At 31.6% G+C, this 26,377-nt stretch carries 15 protein-coding genes, 7 tRNA genes, 3 rRNA genes and 1 pseudogene; 4 read left to right on the forward strand and 22 right to left on the reverse strand.

Annotated features, from left to right (window positions below; translation table 11 throughout):
- Window positions 1–18 precede the first annotated feature (18 nt).
- The 22 genes and pseudogenes from CLLT_RS08090 to tig form a co-directional block, all read right to left on the reverse strand.
- Window positions 19–945: pseudogene (locus CLLT_RS08090) on the reverse strand (pentapeptide repeat-containing protein); the annotation flags it as partial.
- Between the two features lie 839 nt (window positions 946–1,784).
- Complete coding sequence (locus CLLT_RS07295) at window positions 1,785–5,585, reverse strand: type IIG restriction enzyme/methyltransferase (RefSeq protein ID WP_074693094.1); 3,801 nt, start codon at window positions 5,583–5,585, stop codon at window positions 1,785–1,787.
- Between the two features lie 1,119 nt (window positions 5,586–6,704).
- Window positions 6,705–6,821: ribosomal RNA gene (gene rrf / locus CLLT_RS07300) — 5S ribosomal RNA — on the reverse strand.
- 268 nt (window positions 6,822–7,089) lie between these two features.
- Window positions 7,090–9,994: ribosomal RNA gene (locus tag CLLT_RS07305) — 23S ribosomal RNA — on the reverse strand.
- Window positions 9,995–10,415: 421 nt separating this feature from the next.
- Window positions 10,416–10,492: transfer RNA gene (locus CLLT_RS07310), tRNA-Ile, on the reverse strand.
- 7 nt (window positions 10,493–10,499) lie between these two features.
- Window positions 10,500–10,575 (reverse strand) — tRNA-Ala (locus CLLT_RS07315).
- Between the two features lie 93 nt (window positions 10,576–10,668).
- Window positions 10,669–12,181, reverse strand: a 16S ribosomal RNA gene (locus CLLT_RS07320).
- Together the 16S, 23S and 5S rRNA genes with 2 tRNA genes alongside form the textbook arrangement of a ribosomal RNA operon.
- A 1,167-nt stretch (window positions 12,182–13,348) precedes the next feature.
- Window positions 13,349–13,433: transfer RNA gene (locus CLLT_RS07325), tRNA-Leu, on the reverse strand.
- A 5-nt stretch (window positions 13,434–13,438) separates the two neighbouring features.
- Window positions 13,439–13,515, reverse strand: a tRNA-Arg gene (locus CLLT_RS07330).
- A 26-nt stretch (window positions 13,516–13,541) separates the two neighbouring features.
- Window positions 13,542–13,618, reverse strand: a tRNA-Arg gene (locus tag CLLT_RS07335).
- Window positions 13,619–13,621: 3 nt separating this feature from the next.
- Window positions 13,622–13,698, reverse strand: a tRNA-His gene (locus CLLT_RS07340).
- A gap of 13 nt (window positions 13,699–13,711) precedes the next feature.
- A tRNA-Pro gene (locus tag CLLT_RS07345) sits at window positions 13,712–13,789 on the reverse strand.
- An 85-nt stretch (window positions 13,790–13,874) separates the two neighbouring features.
- Window positions 13,875–14,597, reverse strand: coding sequence for a TerC family protein (locus CLLT_RS07350; RefSeq protein ID WP_074692914.1), 723 nt, complete (start codon window positions 14,595–14,597; stop codon window positions 13,875–13,877).
- A gap of 41 nt (window positions 14,598–14,638) precedes the next feature.
- Entirely contained in the window at window positions 14,639–15,211 is a 573-nt protein-coding gene (gene purN, locus CLLT_RS07355; RefSeq protein WP_012662160.1) for a phosphoribosylglycinamide formyltransferase, read from the reverse strand.
- On the reverse strand, window positions 15,202–16,548 hold the full coding sequence (locus CLLT_RS07360; RefSeq protein ID WP_070257293.1) for a bifunctional ADP-dependent NAD(P)H-hydrate dehydratase/NAD(P)H-hydrate epimerase: 1,347 nt from the start codon (window positions 16,546–16,548) through the stop codon (window positions 15,202–15,204). Before CLLT_RS07360 ends, purN begins: the two co-directional genes overlap by 10 nt.
- Entirely contained in the window at window positions 16,532–17,872 is a 1,341-nt protein-coding gene (locus CLLT_RS07365) for a DNA recombination protein RmuC (protein ID WP_074692916.1), read from the reverse strand. Before CLLT_RS07365 ends, CLLT_RS07360 begins: the two co-directional genes overlap by 17 nt.
- 2 nt (window positions 17,873–17,874) lie before the next feature.
- A complete protein-coding gene (locus CLLT_RS07370) occupies window positions 17,875–18,564 on the reverse strand; it encodes an NYN domain-containing protein (protein WP_012662163.1) in 690 nt (229 codons plus the stop codon).
- Between the two features lie 8 nt (window positions 18,565–18,572).
- Window positions 18,573–20,081, reverse strand: coding sequence for a YifB family Mg chelatase-like AAA ATPase (locus CLLT_RS07375; RefSeq protein WP_074692917.1), 1,509 nt, complete (start codon window positions 20,079–20,081; stop codon window positions 18,573–18,575).
- Window positions 20,078–20,599 carry a peptide deformylase gene (gene def / locus CLLT_RS07380; RefSeq protein WP_012662165.1) on the reverse strand — a complete coding sequence of 174 codons (522 nt, stop codon included), beginning with the start codon at window positions 20,597–20,599 and terminating at the stop codon, window positions 20,078–20,080. Before def ends, CLLT_RS07375 begins: the two co-directional genes overlap by 4 nt.
- Entirely contained in the window at window positions 20,596–21,636 is a 1,041-nt protein-coding gene (locus CLLT_RS07385; RefSeq protein ID WP_070257301.1) for a GGDEF domain-containing protein, read from the reverse strand. Before CLLT_RS07385 ends, def begins: the two co-directional genes overlap by 4 nt.
- 14 nt (window positions 21,637–21,650) lie before the next feature.
- Window positions 21,651–22,241 carry an ATP-dependent Clp endopeptidase proteolytic subunit ClpP gene (clpP, locus tag CLLT_RS07390; RefSeq protein WP_012662167.1) on the reverse strand — a complete coding sequence of 197 codons (591 nt, stop codon included), beginning with the start codon at window positions 22,239–22,241 and terminating at the stop codon, window positions 21,651–21,653.
- Window positions 22,241–23,560, reverse strand: coding sequence for a trigger factor (tig, locus tag CLLT_RS07395; protein WP_012662168.1), 1,320 nt, complete (start codon window positions 23,558–23,560; stop codon window positions 22,241–22,243). Before tig ends, clpP begins: the two co-directional genes overlap by 1 nt.
- A gap of 109 nt (window positions 23,561–23,669) precedes the next feature.
- Here tig and folE point away from each other — a divergent pair, with 109 nt between their 5' ends.
- From folE to CLLT_RS07415, 4 genes are read left to right on the forward strand one after another with little or no spacing between them, the layout of a single operon-like run.
- Window positions 23,670–24,242 (forward strand): GTP cyclohydrolase I FolE, encoded by a 573-nt coding sequence (gene folE / locus CLLT_RS07400; RefSeq protein WP_012662169.1) that lies wholly within the window; start codon window positions 23,670–23,672, stop codon window positions 24,240–24,242.
- Window positions 24,242–25,552, forward strand: coding sequence for a flagellar protein export ATPase FliI (gene fliI / locus CLLT_RS07405; protein ID WP_012662170.1), 1,311 nt, complete (start codon window positions 24,242–24,244; stop codon window positions 25,550–25,552). Before folE ends, fliI begins: the two co-directional genes overlap by 1 nt.
- A 54-nt stretch (window positions 25,553–25,606) precedes the next feature.
- Entirely contained in the window at window positions 25,607–26,095 is a 489-nt protein-coding gene (locus tag CLLT_RS07410) for a hypothetical protein (RefSeq protein WP_012662171.1), read from the forward strand.
- A gap of 55 nt (window positions 26,096–26,150) precedes the next feature.
- The gene (locus tag CLLT_RS07415) at window positions 26,151–26,330 is read left to right on the forward strand and encodes a hypothetical protein (RefSeq protein WP_012662172.1); all 180 of its coding nucleotides are present in this window, start codon (window positions 26,151–26,153) and stop codon (window positions 26,328–26,330) included.
- Window positions 26,331–26,377 lie beyond the last annotated feature (47 nt).

Raw genomic sequence — 26,377 nt, forward strand, 5'->3', positions numbered from 1 at the left:
ATTTTATCTTCCTATATTTCAACTTGGCACTATGGAGTTTTTTCTAATCGTTTTTACAAAAGAATATACAACAAAGCCAAAAACAATTGTATAAATTCCACCAAGCACACTCAGTGGATCTAATATAACTCTTTTATCTGTAAAAATCCCCATAGCAGGAATAAGAATTTTCGGTGAAGTTACCATGATAAAGAAAGTTATCACATAAGATATAGTTATAAAAAATTTTCTTATATATTGTTCACACAAAGCAAAACCAACTAAAATCAAATATAAAAAAAGTATTACACAATTTACAAATATTATAAACAAATGATTATTTTCTATGAAAGGTTTTATATGAAAATTATAAAAGTCTAATGAAAAATACAAATGTTCTAAAACAGGCTTATAACCAAGATAACAATTAAAACCTATAATTATCGCTAAATTTAACACACCAAAAATTCCTATCACTAAAATAAGTAAATTGAAACTCTGCAGAATATCAGTATGATGATCACAAAGTTTACGATAAAAGAAAAGTTGATATTTATCTATCCATTCTTTGAAAAATATCTTATATTTTTTAGAATTTAATTCTATCTCTTTACAATAAAGCTCGTATTTATGAAAATTTGAAGCTTCTAAAAGATTATTATCTTTTATTAATACATTTTTAAAAACCCTAAAAGAATCTCTAAAATCATTTGCAAATTTATCTAAAGATTTTTGATATTGTTCTTTTTTGTCTTCATTAAATTTTTCATATTCTTGCTTGATTTTTTTTTGTAAATCATCAAAAGCGAAATTTAAATTTGCATTTACAGCGTTTAAATTTCCCTTGAAAATCGCTTGAGAAAAATTTGGAGTTTTGTCAAAAGTTACTCCGTAAAAACTAGCTATTTTATTAAATTCACATGCGTGAAAATCAGCATAACTATAAAAAATAGAGTTGTCAAAATAAATATCATTTTGGAAATTTGCATTTGATAAATTTATCTTAGACTCTTTAGACTCTTTATCTCCAAAGCAGATATATTTAAAATAACATTTGTTTTTAAACTCGTTTTCATATAAATTGATATTTTCTATAACGGAATCTTGCACAGAAAGAATCCCATTAAAATTATTTCCAAATAATTCCAAATTTGAAATCTTCGTATTGAGAATAAATTCAATGTTACTTAAAAAAGTATTATTTTGCATATTTATGGTGTTTATAGTGCAATTTTTAAATAAAAAAGTGAAATTTTGATTTGTCTTTGTAGAATATATATAAACATGTTTTTTAAATAAAACATGTTCAAAAATAAAGTCATTTTTGATATTGACCTGAAAAATAGTGAAATGTTCATCAAAATGACAACCCAAAAAATGTATTGATTTGTCATAATATCGATTATCTGAATGGGCTTTATTGTTAATCGAAAGTTGATTTTTTATCAATCCATTTATAAACATAAAATTAAATTTTTTTAATAACTCAGGATTTAAAATTATGCCGGATTCAAAATTACTAACCATGAATCTTTTCGCATAAAAATCATAAGTAATATGAGTTTTATGCAATTTTAACTCTCTAGAAATAAAATTTTGAGATTGTATTATATCTAAATAGATATTTTTACATATAGTAATAGGGTGTTTAAATATATTTCTATGATTATAATATTCAAAAGACATATAAAAATCTACCCTAAATCTTTCATTTTGTCTTTGAGTTATTATATTTTCCAATTGGCATAGTAATTCATCTATAAAGAAAATTAAAGGCTTAAAACTAATCATGCTACGATCCTAAATTAATTCTGGTTATTCTCTATAATTTTTATTTCTTCTTCGTTTAGGTTGTAAAGTTTATAAACGATAGAGTTTATTTTATCTTCTTGGATTTTGGTGTTTGCTTTTTTGTCTTGTTCTTTAACTTTTAAAATCTCATCAACTAAGCTTATAAGCTCGTTTGCTAGTTTTTCATTTTTAGAATTTATTTTTGGTATGCAAAATTTTTCTATATAAGCTGGCTTAATCCTATAAAATCCACCTCTCATCACAACGCTAGTTTTTTGCAAAAACCACCAAGTTAATGATGAATTTAAAATAGCTATTAAATACTTATAATCTAAAGTTTTATATTTTTCATTTCTAACATAACCATAAATAGTAGTAGTGAAATAAAATTTTCCGAGATTATCAAAAGCAAAATGAGTATTATTACAAATATCTGGACAAAGTAATTTTTCTTTATCAAATAATGTTTGATTTTTTGGATAAATATATCTCCACCATAAATCATCATTAGACAATCTTCCATTTTCTCTTGCTCTTAAAACATTTTCACACTCTTTTAAATAACTCCAAGCTTTTGGAAATTTAGCTTTTAATTCTTTTTCATCATAAAGAGACATTTTTGCATTAATATTTGCATCATCTTGTTTATAATAAGGAAATAAAACCATTGAATTTGAAACAAGTTTTTCATATCTATGAAAATTATCACCCATTAAAAGTGGTTTTAAAATTTCTTTTTCTATCTCCACTTCCTTATTAAGCTCTTTAGAATATCCTTTAACTAGATTTTCATTTTCTTTGCAATCTTTTAAAAAATAAACACTATCTTTGCTTGTTTGCAAGCCTACAAAAACCCTAAATAAATCCTTTACCAATATATGTTGATTGATTTTTAAGAAAATTTCTTGATTTAAATTTTCTTCAAAACTCCAAAATGATGAAGATAGTTTTTTATTGTCTATAATTTTAAAATCTTCTTCTTGTAAATTAAAAATAAAATTTGACATTTCTTCTTTTGAGTTGATATTTTTATCCGTTTGAATAAATTTCAAATGCGAAGAATTATTTTCAAACCATTGTAAAGCGGTATATGTTGAAGCATCAAAAACCTGAAATTCCCCAAAAGATATAATCTTGCCAATCTTATCTTTTGCAAATTCTCTTAAATTTAACCCAAAATCAGCATTAATCCATTTATGAGGCATTATAAAAGCGATTGTTCCTTTATTTTTTATAAGCTTAAAACATTGCTCTACAAACAAAATATATATATCATAATTTTTACTTGCCACTTTAAAATGTTTTTTATAATACTGCGATAAATTTTTATCTAACCCTTGTATTCTTATATAAGGTGGGTTACCAATGATGAGATCAAACCCTTGAAAATTCCCGCCCTCATCAAGCACTTCGCTAAATTCAAAACGCCATTCAAAAGGATTTGCGCTTTCTAAGTCAAATATACTCTCATAAAGCTTTTTAAGCTTTTTAAATTCTTTCTTAGCTGCACTTTCATCAAAGTCAAATTCAAACATATTTTTAGAGAAAAATGCTCTAAAATTCTCATCTTTTTCATCTTGTGCTAAAAAATCGCCGTATTTTTTAGAGTATTCATTAGCGCCGTTGGTAAGTTGCTTGATCTCTTTGGCAAATTTGTCTTTTAAGCAGAAATTTTTAAAAGACTCTTTGAGGTTTTTGATCTCTTTTGCGATGAGAGTTTTATCGGTGTAAAAGCCTTCTTTGTAGTCTTTGACTATGCGTTTGTATTTATCCATGCGTTCTTTGATGTTGGGGTAGTGAGAAAGGCTTTTGTGAATTTCAAAATAACTTATAAGCGAATTTCCGCATTTTATGTTGATATCGATGTTTGGTAGGGTTTTAAGATCATGATAGTTTATATCATCAAAGCTTTCATAAAAGCTATGTTTTAAAAGCTCTATCCAAAGCCTTAGTTTAGTGATCTCACATGAGTTTGGGTTGATATCTACTCCAAAAAGGTTGTTTTCTATGATGTCTTTTTTACGCTCGAAAAGTTCTTTTTGACAAAGATGGGTTTTGTCTTTGTCAAAATCAGGGCGCTTATACTCTAAAAACTGGCCTTTGTGATTTTGCACTAAAATTTCATCATTTTGCACGCTTAGGTAAAAGTCCTCTTCAAACAAACCAAGCTCATAATGCACCATAAGCATGGCATTTAAAGCTGAAACTAAAAAATGCCCACTTCCCACCGCAGGATCGCAAATGCGTATGGAATTTAGCAAGGCTAGTTTTTGTTCTTGAGAGATTTTATCTTGGCGTAGCTGGATTCTTAGCTCACTTAGCTTGGTGGCATTTAGCTTAAAAGTATGGTTAAACTTATCAAGCACGACTTTTTCTATGCTTGCTTTACACATATATGAAGTGATAAAGCTTGGAGTATAAAAACTACCTTCTTTGTAGCCATTTAGCTTTTCAAAGACATTTCCCAAAACGCTTGAGTTGATGAGTTCTTTTTGTTTGATGAGTTCTTCGCTTTGTTCATCTGCTCCAAAATCAAAGCTGTCTAAAAACTCAAACAAATACTCAAGCAAGCCTACTTTGCCCTTTTTGCTTTTGCCTTTGTCATCTTTTAGCTGTGTGTGCGGGTGGTACTCTAGCAAAGCGTCATTTTCTAAAGTAGCGATTTCTAATGTGGTTTTTTCGATGGCTTGTTTTTCAAAAAGCGATGAATTTAAATAAGGCAAATAGCTAAATTTACTCTGCGCTCTTGTGTGCTTTTCTTTAGCTAAGATATCAAAGAAAAGATGTGAAAGGGTAGTAAAATTTGGAATTTTTTCGTAGTTTAGAAATTTAAGGGTTTTATCATCGTTAAATCTAACCAAATTAGACTCTATAAGCTTTAAAAATAAAATGCGATTTAACCAAAGTATGATGAATTTTAACACCTCTTCAAAATCATGCTTTGGGAGTTTGCTCGCTATGAGATGATAAAGCGTGCCTTGGGTTTGTTTGCTTTGCTCACTTTGTGTGATGATGAATTTAGAAAGCTGTTTGCTCTCGCTTAAACCTAAGATGTATAAAAGCTCTTTATAAAATGCGTTGTTTAGTGAGTTTGCGTCATTTGGACTAAATTCATTTAGCAAAAAGTCTCTATGAAAGGTTTTAAAAATGCTTGCTAGGTTTTTGAAATTTGACTTTTGCTTGTCTTTTAAAAATGCCAAGTCGATGAAAAAGCCTTTTAAGCTTTCTTTGGAATTTTCTATGAGTTTGGCTGCTTCTTTGTAAAATTCTTCCGTGTTGCCCTTAAAGAGTGAATTTTGGCTAGTAAATTCTTTATAAAGTTTTTTAAATTCAGAATTTTTGTAAAAAAGCTCTTCAAATTCACTAGCTTTAAAAATATAAAATTTATAAAAATCAGTGATGATGATAAATTTAAGCGAAAAAGAATGCTCTCTATTTCTAAAATAATACAAAATAGCCTCGTGCAAGGCTTTGGAATTTGGCTTAGTATCGCTTATAAATTCTTTTGAATTTGGCTTTTTAGCTTCGATAAGAACTTCTAAGTCCTTGCTTAACTCATCTTTGATGATGGCTAAGTCTATCTCGCTTTTGCCTTTTTGTTTTGACTTTACAATGCTTTTAAAATTTAATTTTGTTAAAAACACGCTCAAAGCATTAGCTACTAAATAATCTTCATTTTGCTCATGAAATTCACAAAGAATTTGCATGTACTCGCTTAATATTTTTGAAAATTTTTCAAAATCATCTTTTAGAATTTGCTTTTTGCGGTAGTAGGGGTTGAAAAAATCTTTTTCATTTAACAAAGTAAAGTGCATTTTTAACCTTTATAAAGAATATTTTGTATTTTACTAAAATTTACTTTAAAGGATTAAGAAAGAAATAGTTGAATAATTATAATTTATACTATTTCAACACTAAAATCATGCATATCTTAAATATAGCCACAACCAATCCACCCAATAAGCCATTAAAACAATTCAATAGTCAACCACCCAAAAAACCAAAAGCTAAATCATTTAAAACTCATAAAATAAAAAGCTATAATCAATTAAGAGTCATAACACAAAGAAACACAATCTAAAAATTAAAACAAATTTAACAAACCGATAAAGAACAAAAAAAATCCACAAACCAAAAACATAAGCAATAAAAAATAAAAAACCAAATTTATCAAATTTGTTATAAACATTTCAAATTTAAAACAACTAAATCCTCAAACCAAACCACCCAATAAGCCATTAAAACAATTCAATAGCCAACAACACAAATCTAAAGCATAAAAAATAATACATAAAACTAAAAAAAATTAAAAATAAAATAGAATAACCAATAAATAACTAAAAAACGCATAAAACTAAATTTTATAAAATAATAAAAAATAACAATAAATACTCTATCTAACCAGCACAAATTAATTAAAAATTTTCACAATAAAAACATAAACAACTAAAAACTAGAAATTTAAAAACCATAAAAAAATAAAATAACAAACCTAAGAACCATAAAAAAATTTAAAAATAAAAAGCACTATAAATTAAACTATAAATTAAACTATAAATTAAACTATAAATTAAACTATAAATTAAACTATAAATTAAACTATAAATTAAACTATAAATTAAACTATAAATTAAACTATAAATTAAACTATAAATTAAACTATAAATTAAACTATAAATTAAACTATAAATTAAACTATAAATTAAACTATAAATTATGAATAATTAAGAACTACAAGAAAGAAACACAAGAAATATAATCTAAAATAATAAAAATATAAAAATAATGTCACAAACAAAAATATCCAAAATAAAATAACCCAACTAAAACCCAAACTAAGCAAATAACTAAATTTTATAAAAACTAAAATAATAACTAACAATAAAAACAAACGTAAGATTATGTATAAAGTAAGAATAATAAGAGAATTAACAAGTCCGCAATGAGCTACTTTCCCCCTGCCAGTAAGGCGTAGTATCATCACCCACGATGTGCTTAGCTTCTTGGTTCGGGATGGGACAAGGCGTCTCCACATCTGTATAATCACGGACATTGTTATTTAAATATTCTTTTAAAAATTAAATTATAAAAATAATAAATTTAGATTATAAAATATCTTTATTTTATTTTTTATTTTATGTTTAAATATTTAATTAAACTAAATCACTTTATTATCTTTTTTAAGAATACTTAAAAAACAATGTTAAGAGCAAGTTCTAATATAAACTTTACTTGTAAGATTTTATAAGCTAATATAGTTTTCATATAAAAACACTCAAAGCTTTATTAAAAACCTTAACAAGGAAGTGATGCTTATAAAAAGATAAGCCAAACGCTCTATTAGTACTGGTCAGCTAAAGGACTTTCATCCATTACACACCCAGCCTATCAAACTAGTAGTCTTCTAGAGAGCTTAGAGAAGATTCATCTTAGAGTTGGCTTCACGCTTAGATGCTTTCAGCGTTTATCCGTTCCAAACTTAGCTACGCTGCGATGCTCTTGGCAGAACAACAGCTACACCAGTGGTTTGTTCAACCCGGTCCTCTCGTACTAGGGTCAAATCTCTTCAATCTTCTTACGCCCACGGCAGATAGGGACCGAACTGTCTCACGACGTTCTGAACCCAGCTCGCGTACCGCTTTAAATGGCGAACAGCCATACCCTTGGGACCTGCTCCAGCCCCAGGATGCGATGAGCCGACATCGAGGTGCCAAACCTCCCCGTCGATGTGAGCTCTTGGGGGAGATCAGCCTGTTATCCCCGGGGTACCTTTTATCCTTTGAGCGATGGCCCTTCCACACAGAACCACCGGATCACTAAGACCGACTTTCGTCTCTGCTTGACTTGTATGTCTTGCAGTTAAGCTGGCTTATACCTTTATACTCTACGAACGATTTCCAACCGTTCTGAGCCAACCTTTGTAAGCCTCCGTTATTATTTGGGAGGCGACCGCCCCAGTCAAACTACCCACCAGACATTGTCCCACTTGAGGATAACTCAAGCTGGTTAGCTACCCAAATAAGAAAGAGTGGTATCTCAACAATGGCTCATAATAAACTGGCGTCTATTACTCAAAGCCTCCCACCTATCCTGCACATTCTTATCCAAATAGCAGTGTCAAGCTGTAGTAAAGGTCCACGGGGTCTTTCCGTCTTGCCGCGGGTAGGAGGAATTTTCACCTCCACTACAATTTCACTGGATCCCTCTTTGAGACAGCTCCCATCTCGTTACGCCATTCATGCAGGTCGGTATTTAACCGACAAGGAATTTCGCTACCTTAGGACCGTTATAGTTACGGCCGCCGTTTACTCGGGCTTCGATCAAGAGCTTCGCTAATGCTAACCCCATCAATTAACCTTCGAGCACCGGGCAGGCGTCACACCCTATACATCCTCTTACGAGTTAGCAGAGTGCTGTGTTTTTGGTAAACAGTCGGGAGGGACTCTTTGTTGTAAGTTTCTTTGCTTTCGAAGTAAATTCTAATACAAAGCGAACCACACCTTATACCGAAGATACGGTGCTATTTTGCAGAGTTCCTTAAAGAGAGTTCTTCCACGCGCCTTAGAATACTCATCCCACCCACCTGTGTCGGTTTACGGTACGGGCAACATTAGCTAAACTTAGAAACTTTTCTTGGCTCGACGGCATCAGCAATTCTCCTATCCATCCGAAGACTTCAAAGAGCCTTTAAGATCTCGGAGTATTCTTATACGGATTTGCCTGTATAAGCTCCTACATCCTTAGACTAGCACTTCCATCCGCTAGCTTGCTTAGCCCTAAGCGTCCTTCCATCGCACACTAATGTTGGTATTGGAATATTAACCAATTTGCCATCGTCTACCCCTTTCGGACTCGACTTAGGACCCGACTAACCCTACGATGACGAGCATCGCGTAGGAAACCTTGGGTTTACGGCGTTAATGATTCTCACATTAATTATCGCTACTCATGCCTGCATGCTCACTTCTATTCGCTCCAGCACTCCTTACCGGTATACCTTCGACGCAAATAGAACGCTCTCCTACCACTTAGTAAAACTAAGTCTATAGCTTCGGTGCTTACTTTAGCCCCGTTATATTTTCCGCGCAAAATCACTAGACCAGTGAGCTATTACGCTTTCTTTAAAGGATGGCTGCTTCTAAGCCAACCTCCTGGTTGTTTAAGTAACTTCACATCGTTTTCCACTTAAGTAAGACTTGGGACCTTAGCTGATAGTCTGGGTTGTTTCCCTCTTGACGACGGATTTTATCACTCGCCGCCTGACTGCTGTGATTACATATAAGGTATTCGGAGTTTGATAGGGTTTGGTACATTGGTGTATGCCCTAGCCCATTCAGTGCTCTACCCCTTATACTACGACACAACGCTATACCTAAATATATTTCGGAGAGAACCAGCTATCACGAAGTTTGATTGGCCTTTCACCCCTATCCACAAGTCATCCCGGGGCTTTTCAACGCCTATGGGTTCAGTCCTCCACTAGTTCTTACACTAGCTTCAACTTGCTCATGGATAGATCACTTCGTTTCGGGTCTGCAGCATCTGACTTAAGCGCCCTATTCAGACTCGCTTTCGCTACGGCTTCGCGTGTGCTTAACCTTGCCAGACACCACAACTCGCAGGCTCATTATGCAAAAGGCAGTCCATCACACTGTATTGCTACATAGTGCTCTGAATGATTGTAAGCAAATGGTTTCAGGTTCTATTTCACTCTGATCACCTCAGTTCTTTTCACCTTTCCCTCACGGTACTTGTGCACTATCGATCTGGTATTAGTATTTAGGGTTGGATCGTGGTCGACCCAGCTTCAGACAAAATTCCACGTGTTTCGCCCTACTCAGGATACTGCTAGCTAAAGTTTGGTTTTCGTATACGGGACTATCACCCTCTATGGCTACACTTTCCAGAGTGTTCTACTAACCTTACTTATTGCACATTGCAGTCCTACAACCCCAGTGCAAGCACTGGGTTTGCCCTCTTACGCTTTCGCTCGCCGCTACTGACGTAATCTCTATTGATTTCTTTTCCTGAGGGTACTAAGATGTTTCAATTCCCCTCGTTCGCTCCATTATGGTAGTATATATCTCTATATACTGGGTTGCCCCATTCGGAAATCTACGGATCAAAGCTTCTTGACAGCTCCCCGTAGCTTATCGCAGTCTAGTACGTCCTTCATCGCCTTTACCAGTCAAGGCATCCACCATTCGCTCTTAGTAGCTTACCTTTTTTACCTTTTATTCTAAAACGCATCACTTCCTTGTTAAAGTTTTTACAATAAAACCTTACTATCTCAAGACGGAAAGCATTTAAACACTTAATAACTAAATATAGCTAATAAGCTGTGAGTTTAAAACTTATCTTTAATCTTTAAAGACTAAAGCAAAGATAATAATAATTTTATTCTTTAACAAGTTCTGTAAAATTGTTTTTATTAAAACTTGCTTGTGACTCTTAACAATGATAATTCAAATAACTTTAAATAACTAATCTAATATATAAAATATTTTATTATTTATTTAATTTAGGTCTTAAAACCTAAAGTAAGTATAATTAATAATTAAAATATTTTTATTTATAAATATATTTAATATACTTACTTTAAGTTTTAAAACTTATATATTTATATTGCAAACAAATCTTTTTTATGGTGGGCCTAACAAGACTTGAACTTGTGACCTCACCCTTATCAGGGGTGCACTCTAACCAGCTGAGCTATAGGCCCTTAATAATGGTGGAGAATAGCGGGATCGAACCGCTGACCTCCTGCGTGCAAAGCAGGCGCTCTCCCAGCTGAGCTAATTCCCCAAAATTAGCTTTTTCATCAATCTTTGAAATCTAAACAAGGATGATTGAGTTTATTGAAGTAATAGTTGTGAGACTTATTACTTTGTACTCTAGAAAGGAGGTGATCCAACCGCAGGTTCTCCTACGGTTACCTTGTTACGACTTCACCCCAGTCGCTGATTCCACTGTGGACGGTAACTAGTTTAGTATTCCGGCTTCGAGTGAAATCAACTCCCATGGTGTGACGGGCGGTGAGTACAAGACCCGGGAACGTATTCACCGTAGCATGGCTGATCTACGATTACTAGCGATTCCGGCTTCATGCTCTCGAGTTGCAGAGAACAATCCGAACTGGGACATATTTTATAGATTTGCTCCACCTCGCGGTATTGCGTCTCATTGTATATGCCATTGTAGCACGTGTGTCGCCCTGGGCATAAGGGCCATGATGACTTGACGTCGTCCACACCTTCCTCCTCCTTACGAAGGCAGTCTATTTAGAGTGCTCACCCGAAGTGTTAGCAACTAAATACGTGGGTTGCGCTCGTTGCGGGACTTAACCCAACATCTCACGACACGAGCTGACGACAGCCGTGCAGCACCTGTCTCTAAGTTCTAGCAAGCTAGCACCCTCATATCTCTATAAGGTTCTTAGGATATCAAGCCCAGGTAAGGTTCTTCGCGTATCTTCGAATTAAACCACATGCTCCACCGCTTGTGCGGGTCCCCGTCTATTCCTTTGAGTTTTAATCTTGCGACCGTACTCCCCAGGCGGTATGCTTAATGCGTTAGCTGCATTACTGAGATGACTAGCACCCCAACAACTAGCATACATCGTTTAGGGCGTGGACTACCAGGGTATCTAATCCTGTTTGCTCCCCACGCTTTCGCGCCTTAGCGTCAGTTAAGTTCCAGCAGATCGCCTTCGCAATGGGTATTCTTGGTGATATCTACGGATTTTACCCCTACACCACCAATTCCATCTGCCTCTCCCCCACTCTAGATTACCAGTTTCCCAAGCAGTTCAACGGTTAAGCCGTTGGATTTCACAAGAGACTTGATAATCCGCCTACGCGCCCTTTACGCCCAGTGATTCCGAGTAACGCTTGCACCCTCCGTATTACCGCGGCTGCTGGCACGGAGTTAGCCGGTGCTTATTCCTTAGGTACCGTCAGAATTCTTCCCTAAGAAAAGGAGTTTACGCTCCGAAAAGTGTCATCCTCCACGCGGCGTTGCTGCGTCAGGGTTTCCCCCATTGCGCAATATTCCCTACTGCTGCCTCCCGTAGGAGTCTGGACCGTGTCTCAGTTCCAGTGTGACTGATCATCCTCTCAGACCAGTTAAGCGTCATAGCCTTGGTGAGCCATTACCTCACCAACTAGCTGATACTATATAGTCTCATCCTACACCGAAAAACTTTCCCTACTCAACTTGTGTTAAGCAGGAGTATAGAGTATTAGCAGCCGTTTCCAACTGTTGTCCTCTTGTGTAGGGCAGATTAACTATACCTTACTCACCCGTGCGCCACTAATCCACAACTAGCAAGCTAGTCGCTTCATCGTTCGACTTGCATGTATTAGGCACGCCGCCAGCGTTCACTCTGAGCCAGGATCAAACTCTCCATAAAAAAATAATTGGATAAGTTTAATCTTTTTCTTCAAAGAAAAAGTATTTTTCAAAGATTAGTAATTAGTAATTAAAATATAAATATAATTAATAATCTTTAGTTTTATTAATATAGATTTACATTAAAGATATTATTAAAGTAAATCTCTGGCTCAATCGATCACTTATTTAGATTTCAAAGATTGACTAATAAGATTTGATTAACAATATTAATAATTTAAAGAACAAATACTAAAAAATTAAGACAAAAAGTCTTAGCTTTTTAAAATCCTTTTGTTTAAAAAGGAAATGAAATTATAGCAATAAAAGCTTAAAGTTTTATTAATATAGATTGGGTATTTTAAAGAAATTTGTTTTATGGTTTTGCTCAATATGCAAAAATCAGCAAGATTTTCTAACTGTATTTTAAGTTCTTGATATTGTTATAATTTATCGTAATATTGAAGTATAATTTTCCATATTGCATGTTTTTGTTAGTGGTTATTGTGTTCTTGAATTACTAAAAAACATTTTAGATTAAAAAATCAATAACATCATGATAATTTTCTTTATCTATAAATGCTTGAAGTTAAATTCAAATAATACTCCATTTTCTCAGGGTAAGCCAAAGAAAGTGTAAACACAATCACTGTACCGTTAAATTTACTTTCACAATTACCAAATTTAGTCTCAAACAAAAAGTCTTTTTCTAAAAACACAACTTCAATATCTGGATTATCATAACTATTTGATTTATCTATTTTAATGTAGTATCACCTCTTAATAATTGCGATATCTACTATCATTCATATTTTCATCGATATATACAACTATTATAATCTATCACATCTTTTTTAAATTAATAATACCCTTGACTTGCTAAAATTCCATCTTTTATACACAAAATACATATATCAAAATTTTGTATATTAATATTGCACCTTTGGCATACTTTTAATCTTCTGTATTTGGCGTAAATCTCTAAATTTTGAGCCAAAAAGGTATGAAAAAATCTTTTGTTCTTGTATCTTCTTTAAATTTATCCTTGCAAAAATTTTTGATAATTTTAACTTAATATATATTTACTATGGCATTTTACCATTTTATAATATTACAAATTTAACTTATTGTTATAAATACGATTAAGATGAATATGAAAATTTAAATACTTTTAATAATTTTAAATTAGTGGTGCGGATGAAAGGACTTGAACCTTCACGCATTGCTGCACCAGATCCTAAGTCTGGCGTGTCTGCCAATTTCACCACATCCGCAAAAGTGGTACGCTCAAGAGGATTCGAACCTCTGACCTACGGCTTAGAAGGCCGTTGCTCTATCCAGCTGAGCTATGAGCGCATAAAATAAAAGTAACAATAGGCTTATGGTGCGCCCGATAGGAATCGAACCCATAACCTACAGATCCGAAGTCTGTCGCTCTATCCAGTTGAGCTACGAGCGCTGATGGGGTGAGTGATGGGAATCGAACCCACGACCCTCAGGACCACAATCTGATGCTCTAACCGACTGAGCTACACTCACCATTTGCAACAAATGGTCGGGGTGAAAGGATTCGAACCTTCGGCCCCTTGGTCCCAAACCAAGTGCGCTAACCAGACTGCGCTACACCCCGATATATAAAAATAAAGCGTTATTCTACATAAAAAAATATTAAAAGTCAAGATAAAAAATATTTAGCATAAAAAATGCTAAATATTTTAAGAATTATTTGTTTGTTTTTTTTGTGAAATGATGTTTAAAATTTCAACTATTAAAGAAAAAGCCATAGCTGTATAAATATATGCTTTATCTATATGAATATCAAAACTTTCACATACTAAAACAAAGCCTATCATCACTAAAAATGCCAAAGCTAAGATTTTAATACTTGGATATTTTTCCACAAAATCTGCAATTGGTTTAGAAGCAAAAAGCATAACCAAAACTGCAACAATAACAGCAATAATCATAATCTCTATATCTTGAGCAATACCCACAGCAGTAATAACACTATCAAGAGAAAATACTATGTCTATCACAGCTATTTCAGCTACTACAACCCAAAGTTTATTGCTAATTTTTATATTGCTTTGACTTTCCTCTTGGTGCATTATACTTTCTTTAATTTCCTTAATAGACTTAACTATTAAAAATAACCCTCCAAGTAAAAGCACTAAATCCCTACCTGAAATTTCATTGCCTAATACACTAAATAAAGGCGTGACAAGTTTCATCACCCAAAACAAAGACAATAACAATAAAATTCTAGTAATCATCGCAAAAGCAAGACCTAAAATTCTACCCTTATCTCTGTGTTCTGGTGGTAATTTAGAAACTAAAATCGCTAGAAAAATGATATTATCAATCCCTAGCACAATCTCCAAAGCTGTAAGCGTAAGCAATACCACCCAAGCATCTACACTAAAAATCCATTCAAACATTTACTTTCCTTAAATAAAAGCGTAATTATAATGATGAAAAATTAATCGTTTTCAAAAATTTTTACAATGGTTTCAGGTAAAAGTGTATGTTCGAGCTGGTGGATTTTATCTTCAAACTCTTCAAAGCTTAGCTTAGCTTTTTCAAACGCCTTTTGTGCAATGATTTTACCACCATCAAGCTCTTCATTAACCCAATGCACGCTAATGCCTGCTACTTTCATATCACTTTCATAGCTTTCTTTGATAGCATGAGCACCTTTGAATAAAGGAAGTAAAGAAGGATGAAGATTAATAGCTTTTATATTTTGAGTGAAAACAGGACTTAAAATTCGCATAAATCCTGCTAGGATAGTTAAATCTACTTGACTTTCTTTTATAATTTTTACTAATTCTGCATCAAATTCTTCTCTTGAAGTAAATTTTTCATGTTCTATGATCTTGGTATCAAGACCATATTTTAAAGCTCTTTGTATACCATAAGCTTCTTTTTTATTACATACGCATAAAACCACTTCAAAGGTGTTTTTGCCAAAAGTTTTTTTATGTAATTTTTCTAAAATATTTTCCAAATTACTTCCATTACCACTAAATAAAACCGCTAATTTTATAAGCATTTTAACCCCTTTATTAATTTTAAAGCATCAAAACTAATTTTATTTTTCTTATAATTTTTAGCCACCAAAGCATGAGCTAATACTGCATTTTTTGCAGCTTCTAAAGCATTAAATTTAGCTCCAAGCAAAGCTGCTATCATGCCACTTAGCACATCCCCGCTTCCACCTTTTGCCAAAGCTTCATTGCCACAATTTACTACAAAAAGTTTTTCTTTTTGAGTGATGATGGGATTAGCCCCTTTTAATACCAAAACACATTGAAATTTAGAGCTAAATTTTCTTGCATAAAAAAAGCGATTATTTTGAATTTCTTCTACATTTACATCCTCATTAAAACAAAGTTTTAAAAGCATAGAAAACTCTTTAGGATGAGGGGTTAAAACAACATCTTCTCTATTAAGATAAGAAAGTAAATTTTCACTTTGAAAGCAATTTGCATCTAAGACTAAAGGAATGTTTTTTAATCTTTCATCTTTTAAAATACTTAAATCATCAAGTCCCATACCTATAGCAGCTGCATTTATTTTGCTTTCAATATTATCTTTTAGCATAATCAAAGGCGAAAAACTTTCTTTAGCTACTAAAGATACAAGCCCTGCTCCAAACTCTAAAGCACCAAGTCCAGCTAGAGTACCTGCACTTTTATTGGCAAAAATATAAACATGGCCAAAATCACCTTTATTTGAATTAGCTTTTTTTGCAATGAGCTTTAAATCTTTTTTTTCTAGTAAAAAACTTGAAGTATTTTGTATATAGGATTTTAAACCCAAATTCGCAATTTTAATTTTACCTACAAATTCTTTTGCAAAATCTTCTAGTAAAATTTCTTTAATCACTCCCATACAAAGAGTGTAATCAGTCTTAAAACATAGCTCTTGTCCAAGACCACTAGGAATATCACAAGCTATTTTTAAAGTTTTGCTTTTAGTAATTTTTTTAAAAATTCTTTGTAAATTTTCATCTAAAGGTTTATTTAAACCACTTCCAAAAACACAATCAACTATAATGTCAAAATCTTTAAATTTAGGTTCTTTTTTTAAGAAATTAAAACCTATATTTTTTAAAATTTGCTCTTGCTTGATAAACATTGTACTTTTTTTATATGGCATAACATAGGCAAAAGCTTTTTTTAAATGCCTTATAGCCACAAGCCCATCGGCTCCATTTCCACCAGTACCAAGTAAAAATAAAATTTTGGGATTTTTTAGCTTTTTACTTTTTTTCTTAATCAAATTTGCAAGCTCTATGCCTGCATTTTCCATCATTAAAAATTCATCCAAACCTTTTTCAATCAACTCTTTTTCATAAGAAATATTATCTTTAAATACTGCTTTCATCACTCATCTCACATTTTATAAGCTTTTGGGTTTTTGCACCTAGCTCTTTAAGCTTTATCACTCTTGAAGCGATATTCCCGCTTCCATGAGTCAGCTTCGTTTGCATATTATCTACATTTGTGTTTAATCTTTTGATGTTTTCTTTGATTTTTTCAAAATCATCTAAAACACCTGCAAATTTATCATGAAATTTGCCAAGCTCATCAAAAGCTTTTAGGATATTTTCATTACTTTGTATATTTTTCCATGAAATATTTATCGTATTTAGTGCCATAAAAAGAGTATTTGGAGTAGTTAAATAAACCTTTTTTTTATAAGCGTATTGATAAATTTCAAGATCTACATTTAAAATCAAATCTAAGATATTTTGATAAGGTATGAAAAGCAAAACAAATTCGTAAGTATTTTTATCATATTGAGCATAAGGCTTTTTAGCTAATTCATCAATTCTTGATTTTAGATTATAAGCTAAATCAAGGCAGGTATTTTGACTAATATCTTCAAAATTAAAATCACTTGGTAGAGAAAACTTTGCATCTATGATTATACTTTTTTGTTTATCTAAAAACACAACCGCATCAGGAATATAGGTTTTACCCTCATCTTGAAATCTCTCTTGCAATTTATACTGCACGCCCTCTACTAAGCCACTATTTTCTAAAACTGATTTTAGTTGCAATTCTGCAAAATTACCACGAATTTTTTTATCGCCCTTTAAAATTTTAGCTAGCTTATCTGCATTTTCTGTCATATTTTGACTAAATTTAAACATATTATCAATATGAGTTTTAAGACTAATTTCATTTGAATTTAGTCTTTCATTGTATTCTTTAACACTTTTTTTCACAGGCAAAAAAATTTCTTCTAAGATTTTTTTTGTATCTTCATTAAACATAAGTTTGTTTTGATTTAAAATGCTAGCATTTTGTTTTTGTAAATTTTGCTCTAATTCTTGTTTTAATTCTGCTAAGCTTTGCTTGTATTTTTCTTCTAGTTTTATTAAGGTTTGAGTGTATTCTTCTTTTAAATTTGCACGCTCTTTTAAATGTATATTTAAAAGCTCTTGTTGGGTTTGTTCTTTTTGAGCTAATTTTGCTTTTAAGGCCTCATTTTTAGATAAATATAATATTTTTTCATCTAAAAGTTTGGAATTTTTTTCCATGAGTGTAGTTTTTTCAAGTTCTAAATTAGCAAGTTGGTTTTGTAAGACTATATTGTTTTGGTTTAAAAATTCCATTTTTGCTTTTTCTTTTTGGCTTTTAAACACATACCATATAAAAGCTACAATTACAACAACTAAAAAGGCTATCAAGATATTTTCCATTTTTAAGCCTTTGTTTTTTCAATAAGAAAATAAATATTTTTCTCATTACCTTCTTTAAATTGTTTCATTTGTGGTAAAAACTCTTTTACTAAAGCCCTAAAATTTTTAAAACCAAAATTTTGAGGGATAAAATTTGCGTGTTTTCTATTCATATTGGTGCGAATTTGAGCATATTCAGCACGGCCTTTTTCTTCTATTAAGGCTTCTGTGATATTGATTAAATCTTTGATATATTCTTTAGTACTTAATATTTTTTCTTTAGATTCATCTTGATCTAAATAAAAAAATTCACTAAATGAATTCACATAAGATTTTACGGCTTGTTTTAAACCCATGCCTATAACTTGCTTTTTACCCTCTTTAAGCCTTTGGATTAAACTAGTATAATCACTATCACTTGAAACAATAACAAAAATATCAATATCTTTTTCATAAAAAAAACTCATAATCTCAGTGATTAAGTACATATCACTTGAGTTTTTATTAGCTATAAAATTAAATTGTTGCATAGCGATGATAGAATATTGTGCGATTTGTTCTTTCCAATTTTGTATATTTTTTTGTGTCCAATCCCCATAAATTCGTTTTATAACGATTTCTCCATAATCAGAAGCGATATCAAAAATAGATTTTGCATATTTTGAAGGAATATTTTCTGCATCAATAAAGATCGCCACACTTTTATTATACATTTTTTCTCCTATGTAGTTCTCATTCTAAAACTTAATGCTTTTAAAATATGAGTTTTTAAGATCAACTCACTTTGCTCTAAATCTGCAATGGTTCTTGCTACTTTTATGGTTTTATTCACCCCTCTTTGAGAAAGATTATATGAATTTATAGCCTTTTGTAAAATTTCGTTTGCAGTAGAATCTAAAATACAAAATTGTTTCAGCTGTTCATCATTTAATTTAGCATTAAATTCTTCTTGCTTTCTTTGTTTTTGAAATAAAAATCCTTTAAAAACCATTTCACTCATCTGTTCAGAGCTTAAACTTGTTTTATCTTCATGCGAAATCTCATCCATAGCTACATAAAGATCAATTCTGTCTAAAATAGGAGATGAAATTTTATTTTTATATTTTTTAATTTCTATCTCTTGGCAACGACATGCAAGACTTTTAGAAAATAAATTTCCACAAGGACAAGGATTTTGCGCACAAGCAAATAAAAATTTAGTCTCATAAATCACTTTGGTATTAACTCTTGAAATAAGAATTTTAAAATCTTCTAGCGGCTCTCTTAAACTTTCTATGATTTGTTTTGAAAAATGGGGAAACTCATCAAAAAACAAAACTCCTCCATTTGCAAGTGCTATTTCTCCTATCTTGGCATTTTTAGTTCCTCCACCAAAAATACTAGCTCTAGTACTTGTATGATGAGGACTTCTAAAAACCCTACTAGCACTAAAATCATCATCTAAAGAATTTAATGACTTATAAGCATTTTGAGCTAAAATTTCTTTCAAACTTTGTGGCGGCATAATGAAAGGAAGTCTTTTAGCGCACATACTTTTACCACTACCTGGACTACCTTCAAATAAAATATTATGCATACCCAAAGCTGCTATTATGCAAGCAAATTTAGCATTTTCTTGACCCTTAACTTCTTTAAAATCATAAGGATAAATAGAATTTTTTATATATTTTTGATTATTAATTTCTATGGCATTTTCAAACAAAGGATGGGCATTTTTTATATGATAATTCTCATAATTTTTTTCTTTAAAAAAATCCATAGCTTGAGCTAAATTTTCCAAAGCATAGATTGTTAAGTTAGGTATCATCGAAGCTTTTTGTGCTATAGCTTTTGGTACCACTACTTTGGCATTTTGTACTTTTGCGCTTAAAAAAAGTAAGATAGAAAATAAACTAGCAGTACTTTTAATATTTCCATCTAATCCAAGTTCTCCAAAAACAAAAAAGTCATCTAAATTTTCTTTTTGAAATAAAATCAAAATCGCAATAGCCAAATCAAAATGAGAGCCATTTTTAGGGATATCTGATGGGCTAAGATTAATAGTGATTTTTTGTGCTGGGAAATTGAAATTTTGACTTAATAAAGTTGCCTTAACTCTTTCTGTGCTTTCTTTGATAGTAGAGTTTGCAAGACCCACTATGCTAAAGCCTGGCAAGCCTCTTGTGAAAGTTGATTCTACATCGATAATATCAAGCTCTGTAGAAAAACTTGCACATTTTAGTTTTTTCATTTGTTCTTTTTGGATTTTTTCTTAAAGTCTTTATCAAATTTTTGGCGTTTTAAAAAAGAAAGTTTTTCTATAAACAAATGCCCATCAAGATGATCAACTTCATGTTGAATAGCCACTGCTAAAAAATCATGTGCTTGTAAGCTTTGTGGCTTACCAAACCTATCTTGATAATCAAGTTGTATATTTTTATAACGCATAACATCTTCATAAAAACCTGGTATGCTTAAACAACCCTCATTGCAAGAAATTTTTTCATCATCTAAAGGTGTTATAATAGGGTTAATAATTTCTAAAAGTGTTTGTTTATCTTTTTGTTCGCCCTCTTCATCACCAATATCTACAAGCAAAGCTCTAATTGGTACATCAACTTGAATAGCAGCCAAACCTACGCCTTTATTTTCTATCATCGTTTCATACATATCATCTAAAAGCACATGTAAATCTTTATCAAAATTTTCTACTTTTTCTGACTCTAAAAACAATCTTGGATTAGGATAGGTAATTATCTTTCTTATCATTTTTCTTTTTCCACTATTACAAAGGGTTCTAAATTTTTTCCTGAATCTTTTAAAGCTTCAATGCATTTTTCTATTAATTCTTCACCCTTGCTATCTTGGTTAACAGCACTTATAGCCACTTCAACATCTACATCTATTTCTTTATCTGCTAGGAAAAAATTTGAATTTTCTAAAGATTCTAAAATTTTATTGCATATTTCTTGTGCTTTTTCTAAATTTGTATGAGAAATCATCATGGCAAAAATATTGTTTCCACAATGAGCTACTATATCACTTGAGGAGACATTTTTACTAAAAATTCTACACACACCTTTTAAAAAAGCATTTTTTTCTTTTTGAGTATAAGTTTGCTCAAGAATTTCTTCTTTTACTCTAAAAAATATTAAGGAAGTGTGATAATTATATTTTGCATTACTTTCAATGCTTTTTTCCAAATTTTCTAAAAAGTATTTTTTGTTATAAACTCCAAATTTAGAGTCAAAATCACTTTGCTCTTCTATATGTTTATAAGTTTGTCTAACCTCATCAAAACTTTCTTTAATCTCATCTGAATATTTATCTAAAATATTAGAAAACCTTGAAAGATCTGCTTCAAGTGCATGAATTACATTAGAAACAGCCAAATTTCCTGTGCTAATAGCAAGCTCTGAATTACGTCTTCTTAGCATATCTTTAACTGTTTCAAGATGTCTATAAATCATAGCAATGTATTGCAATAATGCTGAAGTAGAACTAAAACTTTTTTTGATTTCTTGTTCTATATTTGCACGCTTAATACCATCATCATTTTGCTCAAATTCCATAATCTCACTAACTTTTTTCTTAAAAGCTCCTGGACGCTCTTCAAGCATTTTTTGAAAATAAACTCCATAATTAGTTGGTGTTGGAGGCACATTATCTTTTACAAGCTCAGTCAAAATAGACTTTGCAAATTTTTCAAATTCGCCTCCACTTATTTTTTGAATTTTTGGAGCTTCTTTGGCTGGAGTTGGATCACTATTTAAATTTAAATCAGCAAATAAATCATCATCTAACATTGCTATGTTTTTCCTTATTTAAAACTTTTTTCCAAAACCTTATCGATTAAGCCATATTCCTTAGCCTCTATAGCACTCATAAAAAAGTCTCTATCAGTATCTTTTTCGATTTTAGAAAGTTTTTGCTTTGTGTTTTTAGCCAAAATATCATTTAAAATCGCTTTTAATCTTAGAATTTCTTTTGCTTGAATTTCTATATCAGTTGCTTGTCCTCTTGCTCCACCTAGTGGTTGATGAATCATAATTCTTGAATTTGGTAAAGCAAATCTTTTCCCTGGAGCACCACAACTAAGTAAAAATGCACCCATTGATGCAGCTTGACCTATACAAATAGTACTTACATCGGCTTTAATATAATTCATCGTATCATAAATACTAAATCCACTGGTTACAACCCCACCTGGTGAGTTAATATAAAGATAAATATCTTTTTGAGGATCCTCAGCCTCTAAAAACAAAAGCTGAGCTACAATAGAAGCAGCAAGATCATCATTAATCTCGCCACTTAGCATGATAATTCTATCTTTTAAAAGTCTTGAATAAATATCATAACTTCTTTCGCCTCTGCTTGTTTTTTCAACCACATAAGGTATGTATGAGCTCATTATTTTTCACTTTCTTTTTCAGTTTTTTTCTTGTCATTTTTTTTGAAAATATCAGCAAAAAGTTTTTCTTCGATTAAAGACATTTTAATAGCAGGTAATGCACCTTGTTTTTTGTAATTATCTAGATGTTCTTGTGGATTAAAACCATATCTATAAGCTTCAAAATAAATCGCTTGGATTAATTCTTGATCACTTACTGTAACATTTCTAAGTTTTGCTAGCTCATCTATAATGAAAGTTAATTTTACGCTTTTTTGCGCATCTTCTTTAAAACTTTCTCTTTTTTCTTTATATTTAGCTTCATCTTTAAATTCTTTTAATTCTTCTTCGCTTAAATTTCTTAAAGAACTTCTAAATTGCATATCCGTTTCTTGTTCTACTATATTTTTTGGTAAAACAAAGTCAAATTTAGCTACCAAAGCTTCTGCAAATTGATTTTTAAGCTCATCGTTGATAAGTTTAAAGATTTTTTCATTTTTTAATTGCTCTTTTAATTTTGCTTCTAATTTTTCAACACTTGGCTCTTTTTCTTCAGGCAACAAGCTTTTTAAAAGCTCTTCATTTAATTCAGGTAGTTTAAGTTCTTGAATTTCATGTAATTTTACTTTAAATACCGCATCTTTACCTGCTAAGTGTGTTGCACCATATTCTTTTGGAAAAGTTACATTAATATCTTTTTCCTCACCTATTTTTAAACCAATCATACCTTCTTCAAATCCAGGTATAAATTGTTTTGAGCCAATTTCTAAAACATAATTTTGAGCTTTTCCACCATCAAAAGCTTTACCATCAACAAAGCCTTCAAAATCAAATTTTGCAAAATCACCTTCTTTTAAGGCTCTATCTTCTTTGATAGCTTCAGGAGTAGCAAATCTTTTTAATAATTCTTCTTTTTTTGCATCAATTTCTTTTTGAGTTACTTTTGGTGTATTATAAGTTGGAACTAGCTCTTCATATCCATCTAATTTTACTTCTGGTCTAAAAGATAATACCATTTGAGCCTCAATAGCACCATCTTTTCTATCAAATTTTTCAAAATATGGCTCACCTACTAAATCTTTTGCGTCTTTCTTAACTTCTTTTAAAGCACCATCTACAGCATTTCTTAAAAGATCTTGCTCCGCATCTCTTGTAAGCTCTTTTTCATATCTTTTAAGTATAGCAGCAACAGGAACTTTTCCTGCTCTAAAACCATCCATTTTCATAGTTTTAGACGCTTTTTTAGCTAATTTTTCAACTTCTGCTTTAATAGCTCCTTGAGCAATTTTCACAGTAGCATTTGCATTTGCAAAATCAATTAGTTTTGCTGTAACTTCCATAATATTTTCCCTTTTTAAATAAAATTTTTTGATAATATACCAAAATTTTCCTTATCACTTTATATAAAAATAAAAATATGTTAAAATTTTAATTTTTGATGGAGAAAAAATGCAAGAAAAATTTGAACAATCAGTAAAAAATATGTTAGAGATTATCGGGGAAAATCCACAAAGAGAAGGGCTTTTAAAAACTCCTACTAGAGTTTTTAAGGCTTTTGAATTTTTAAATAGTGGTTATAAACAAGATCCAAAACAAATACTAAATGATGCCTTATTTGAAAGTTCAAACAATGAAATGGTTTTAGTAAGAGATATAGAATTTTATAGTCTTTGTGAGCATCATCTTTTACCTTTTTTTGGGCGCGTGCATGTTGCGTATATACCAGATAAAAAAGTCGTAGGACTTAGTAAAATCCCACGTCTTGTAGAAGTTTTTGCAAGACGCTTACAAATTCAAGAACAACTCACAGAACAAATCGCAGAAGCATTAATGGAACATGTAGGTGCAAAAGGTGTTGGGGTGGTTATTGAAGCAAGACATATGTGTGTTGAAATGCGTGGGGTGCAAAAGGCAAATTCTACTACTAGCACTTCAGCACTAAGGGGTAGCTTTTTAAAAAGTGAAAAAACAAGAAAAGAATTTTTTACCTTAATTAACTCAGCAAAACAGGTTAGATTTTAATGGGTTTAGAAAAACTTCGTAGTAAAATTGCTTCACAAAATCTTACCAGTGTTTTTGGACAAATTACTAAAATTTCAAGCACTAGCATAGAAATAAATGGTTTAAAAACTAGCATAGGAGATATCATTAAAATAGTCTCTAGCGAGGATGAGAGTAAAGAGGCTATGGCTATGGTGGTTGAAGTTGATGAGAATTTAAGCTATTTAAGCCCTTTTGGTTTTGTGGAAGGTTTTAAAATAGGCGATCGTGCTTTTATTAACGATGCGGGTATGCAAATAGGTGTTAGTGATGAACTTTTAGGAAGAGTAGTTGATCCTTTTATGCGTCCAAAAGATGGTAAAGGGCCGATTGAGGCAAGTAAATTTATGCCTATTATGCGTGCTCCAATAGATGCTATGAAGCGAGGTTTGATAGAGGAAGTTTTTCCAGTAGGTGTTAAAACAATAGATGCACTTTTAACTTGCGGGGTAGGACAAAAGCTTGGGATTTTTGCAGGAAGTGGCGTGGGGAAATCAACTCTCATGGGCATGATAGTAAAAAATTCTAAAGCCCCTATAAAAGTTATAGCTTTAATAGGTGAACGCGGTAGGGAAATTCCTGAATTTATACAAAAGAATTTAGGTGGAAAGCTTGATGATACTGTTATCATAGTTGCAACAAGCGATGATAGTGCTTTGATGAGAAAATATGGTGCATTTTGCGCTATGAGTGTGGCTGAATACTTTAAAGAACAAGGCAAAGATGTGCTTTTTATCATGGATAGTGTTACACGTTTTGCTATGGCTCAAAGAGAAATAGGTCTAGCCCTTGGAGAACCTCCAACTACCAAAGGATATCCACCAAGTGTTTTAAGTTTATTACCCCAATTAATGGAGCGAACTGGAAAAGAAGAAGGCAAAGGAACCATAACTGCATTTTTTACCGTGCTTGTAGATGGTGATGATATGAGCGATCCAATAGCTGATCAAAGCAGATCTATACTTGATGGGCACATAGTTTTAAGCAGAGAACTTACTGATTTTGGAATTTATCCTCCTATAAATATACAAAATTCAGCCTCAAGGGTTATGGGTGATATTATTAGTGATGAACATAAGCTAGCTGCTAGAAAATTTAAGCGTTTAAATTCTTTGCTTAAAGAAAACGAAGTTTTGCTTAGAATCGGTGCTTATCAAAAAGGCACTGATAAAGAACTTGATCAGGCTATCGCTAAAAAAGACTTTATGCAACAATTTCTAAGTCAAAATCCTGAAGAAAGTTTTGAATTTGAAGACACGATTAATATGCTTAAGATGATTGATACACTATAATTGGAATGATTTTTGCTTTTTTTATGATAAAAAGTCATGAAAAAAGGATGAATCATGTCAAATATAGCTTTTTTAGATCATCAACAAAGCTTAGGTTTAAAATATACCGATATTTGTCAAAATATTTTTGAAAGAGAAATTTTTACACATATGTTTTTAGAGTGTATAAGCTATCTTTTATTAGAAAATAAAGCTAAATTAAAATACTTAAAAATTATTAATTCAAAAGAAGAATTTATCGTTGAATTTAAAATCAACAATCAAAAAAAATCATTTATTATTAATGATAAAAAAATACTAAATGCAGAATTTAGTGCAAAAAGAATAACTCAAGATGAGTATGAAAGAGAAATCGCTAGGGTTTATCAAATAGAAAGATATTTGAAAACACAAAATAATCTTCAAAATTTTTCTAGCGAAATTAGTACTACAATGAAAAATCTTTTTAAAGATATGGATGAGTTTAAAAACTATATCGATATACTTGAAGCAAAAGAAAACACTCACAATCATTACTTATCAAAAATTTATAATATAGCTTAATATTTACCAAACTTTGCCGATAATATCTTTGAGTCCAAATTAAAAGGAGCAAATTATGGGCGAAGTTACTAATAATCAAGCAAGTTTAATGCTTAATATTGCTACAACTATGATGAAAAAAACCATAGAAGCAAATGAAAGTGCAGTTTTAAAAGTACTAGAAGGTGCAAATGCAAACACTGCTGCGACTACTGCTCCTGCTAGTAGTTCAAGAGCATTAGATATTTACGCTTAATTTTTACTCTTCGATTTAAAAATATTGGCATAGCTTTTGCTTTGTTA

Source organism: Campylobacter lari subsp. lari (genome assembly GCF_013372185.1).
Lineage (GTDB): Bacteria > Campylobacterota > Campylobacteria > Campylobacterales > Campylobacteraceae > Campylobacter_D > Campylobacter_D lari.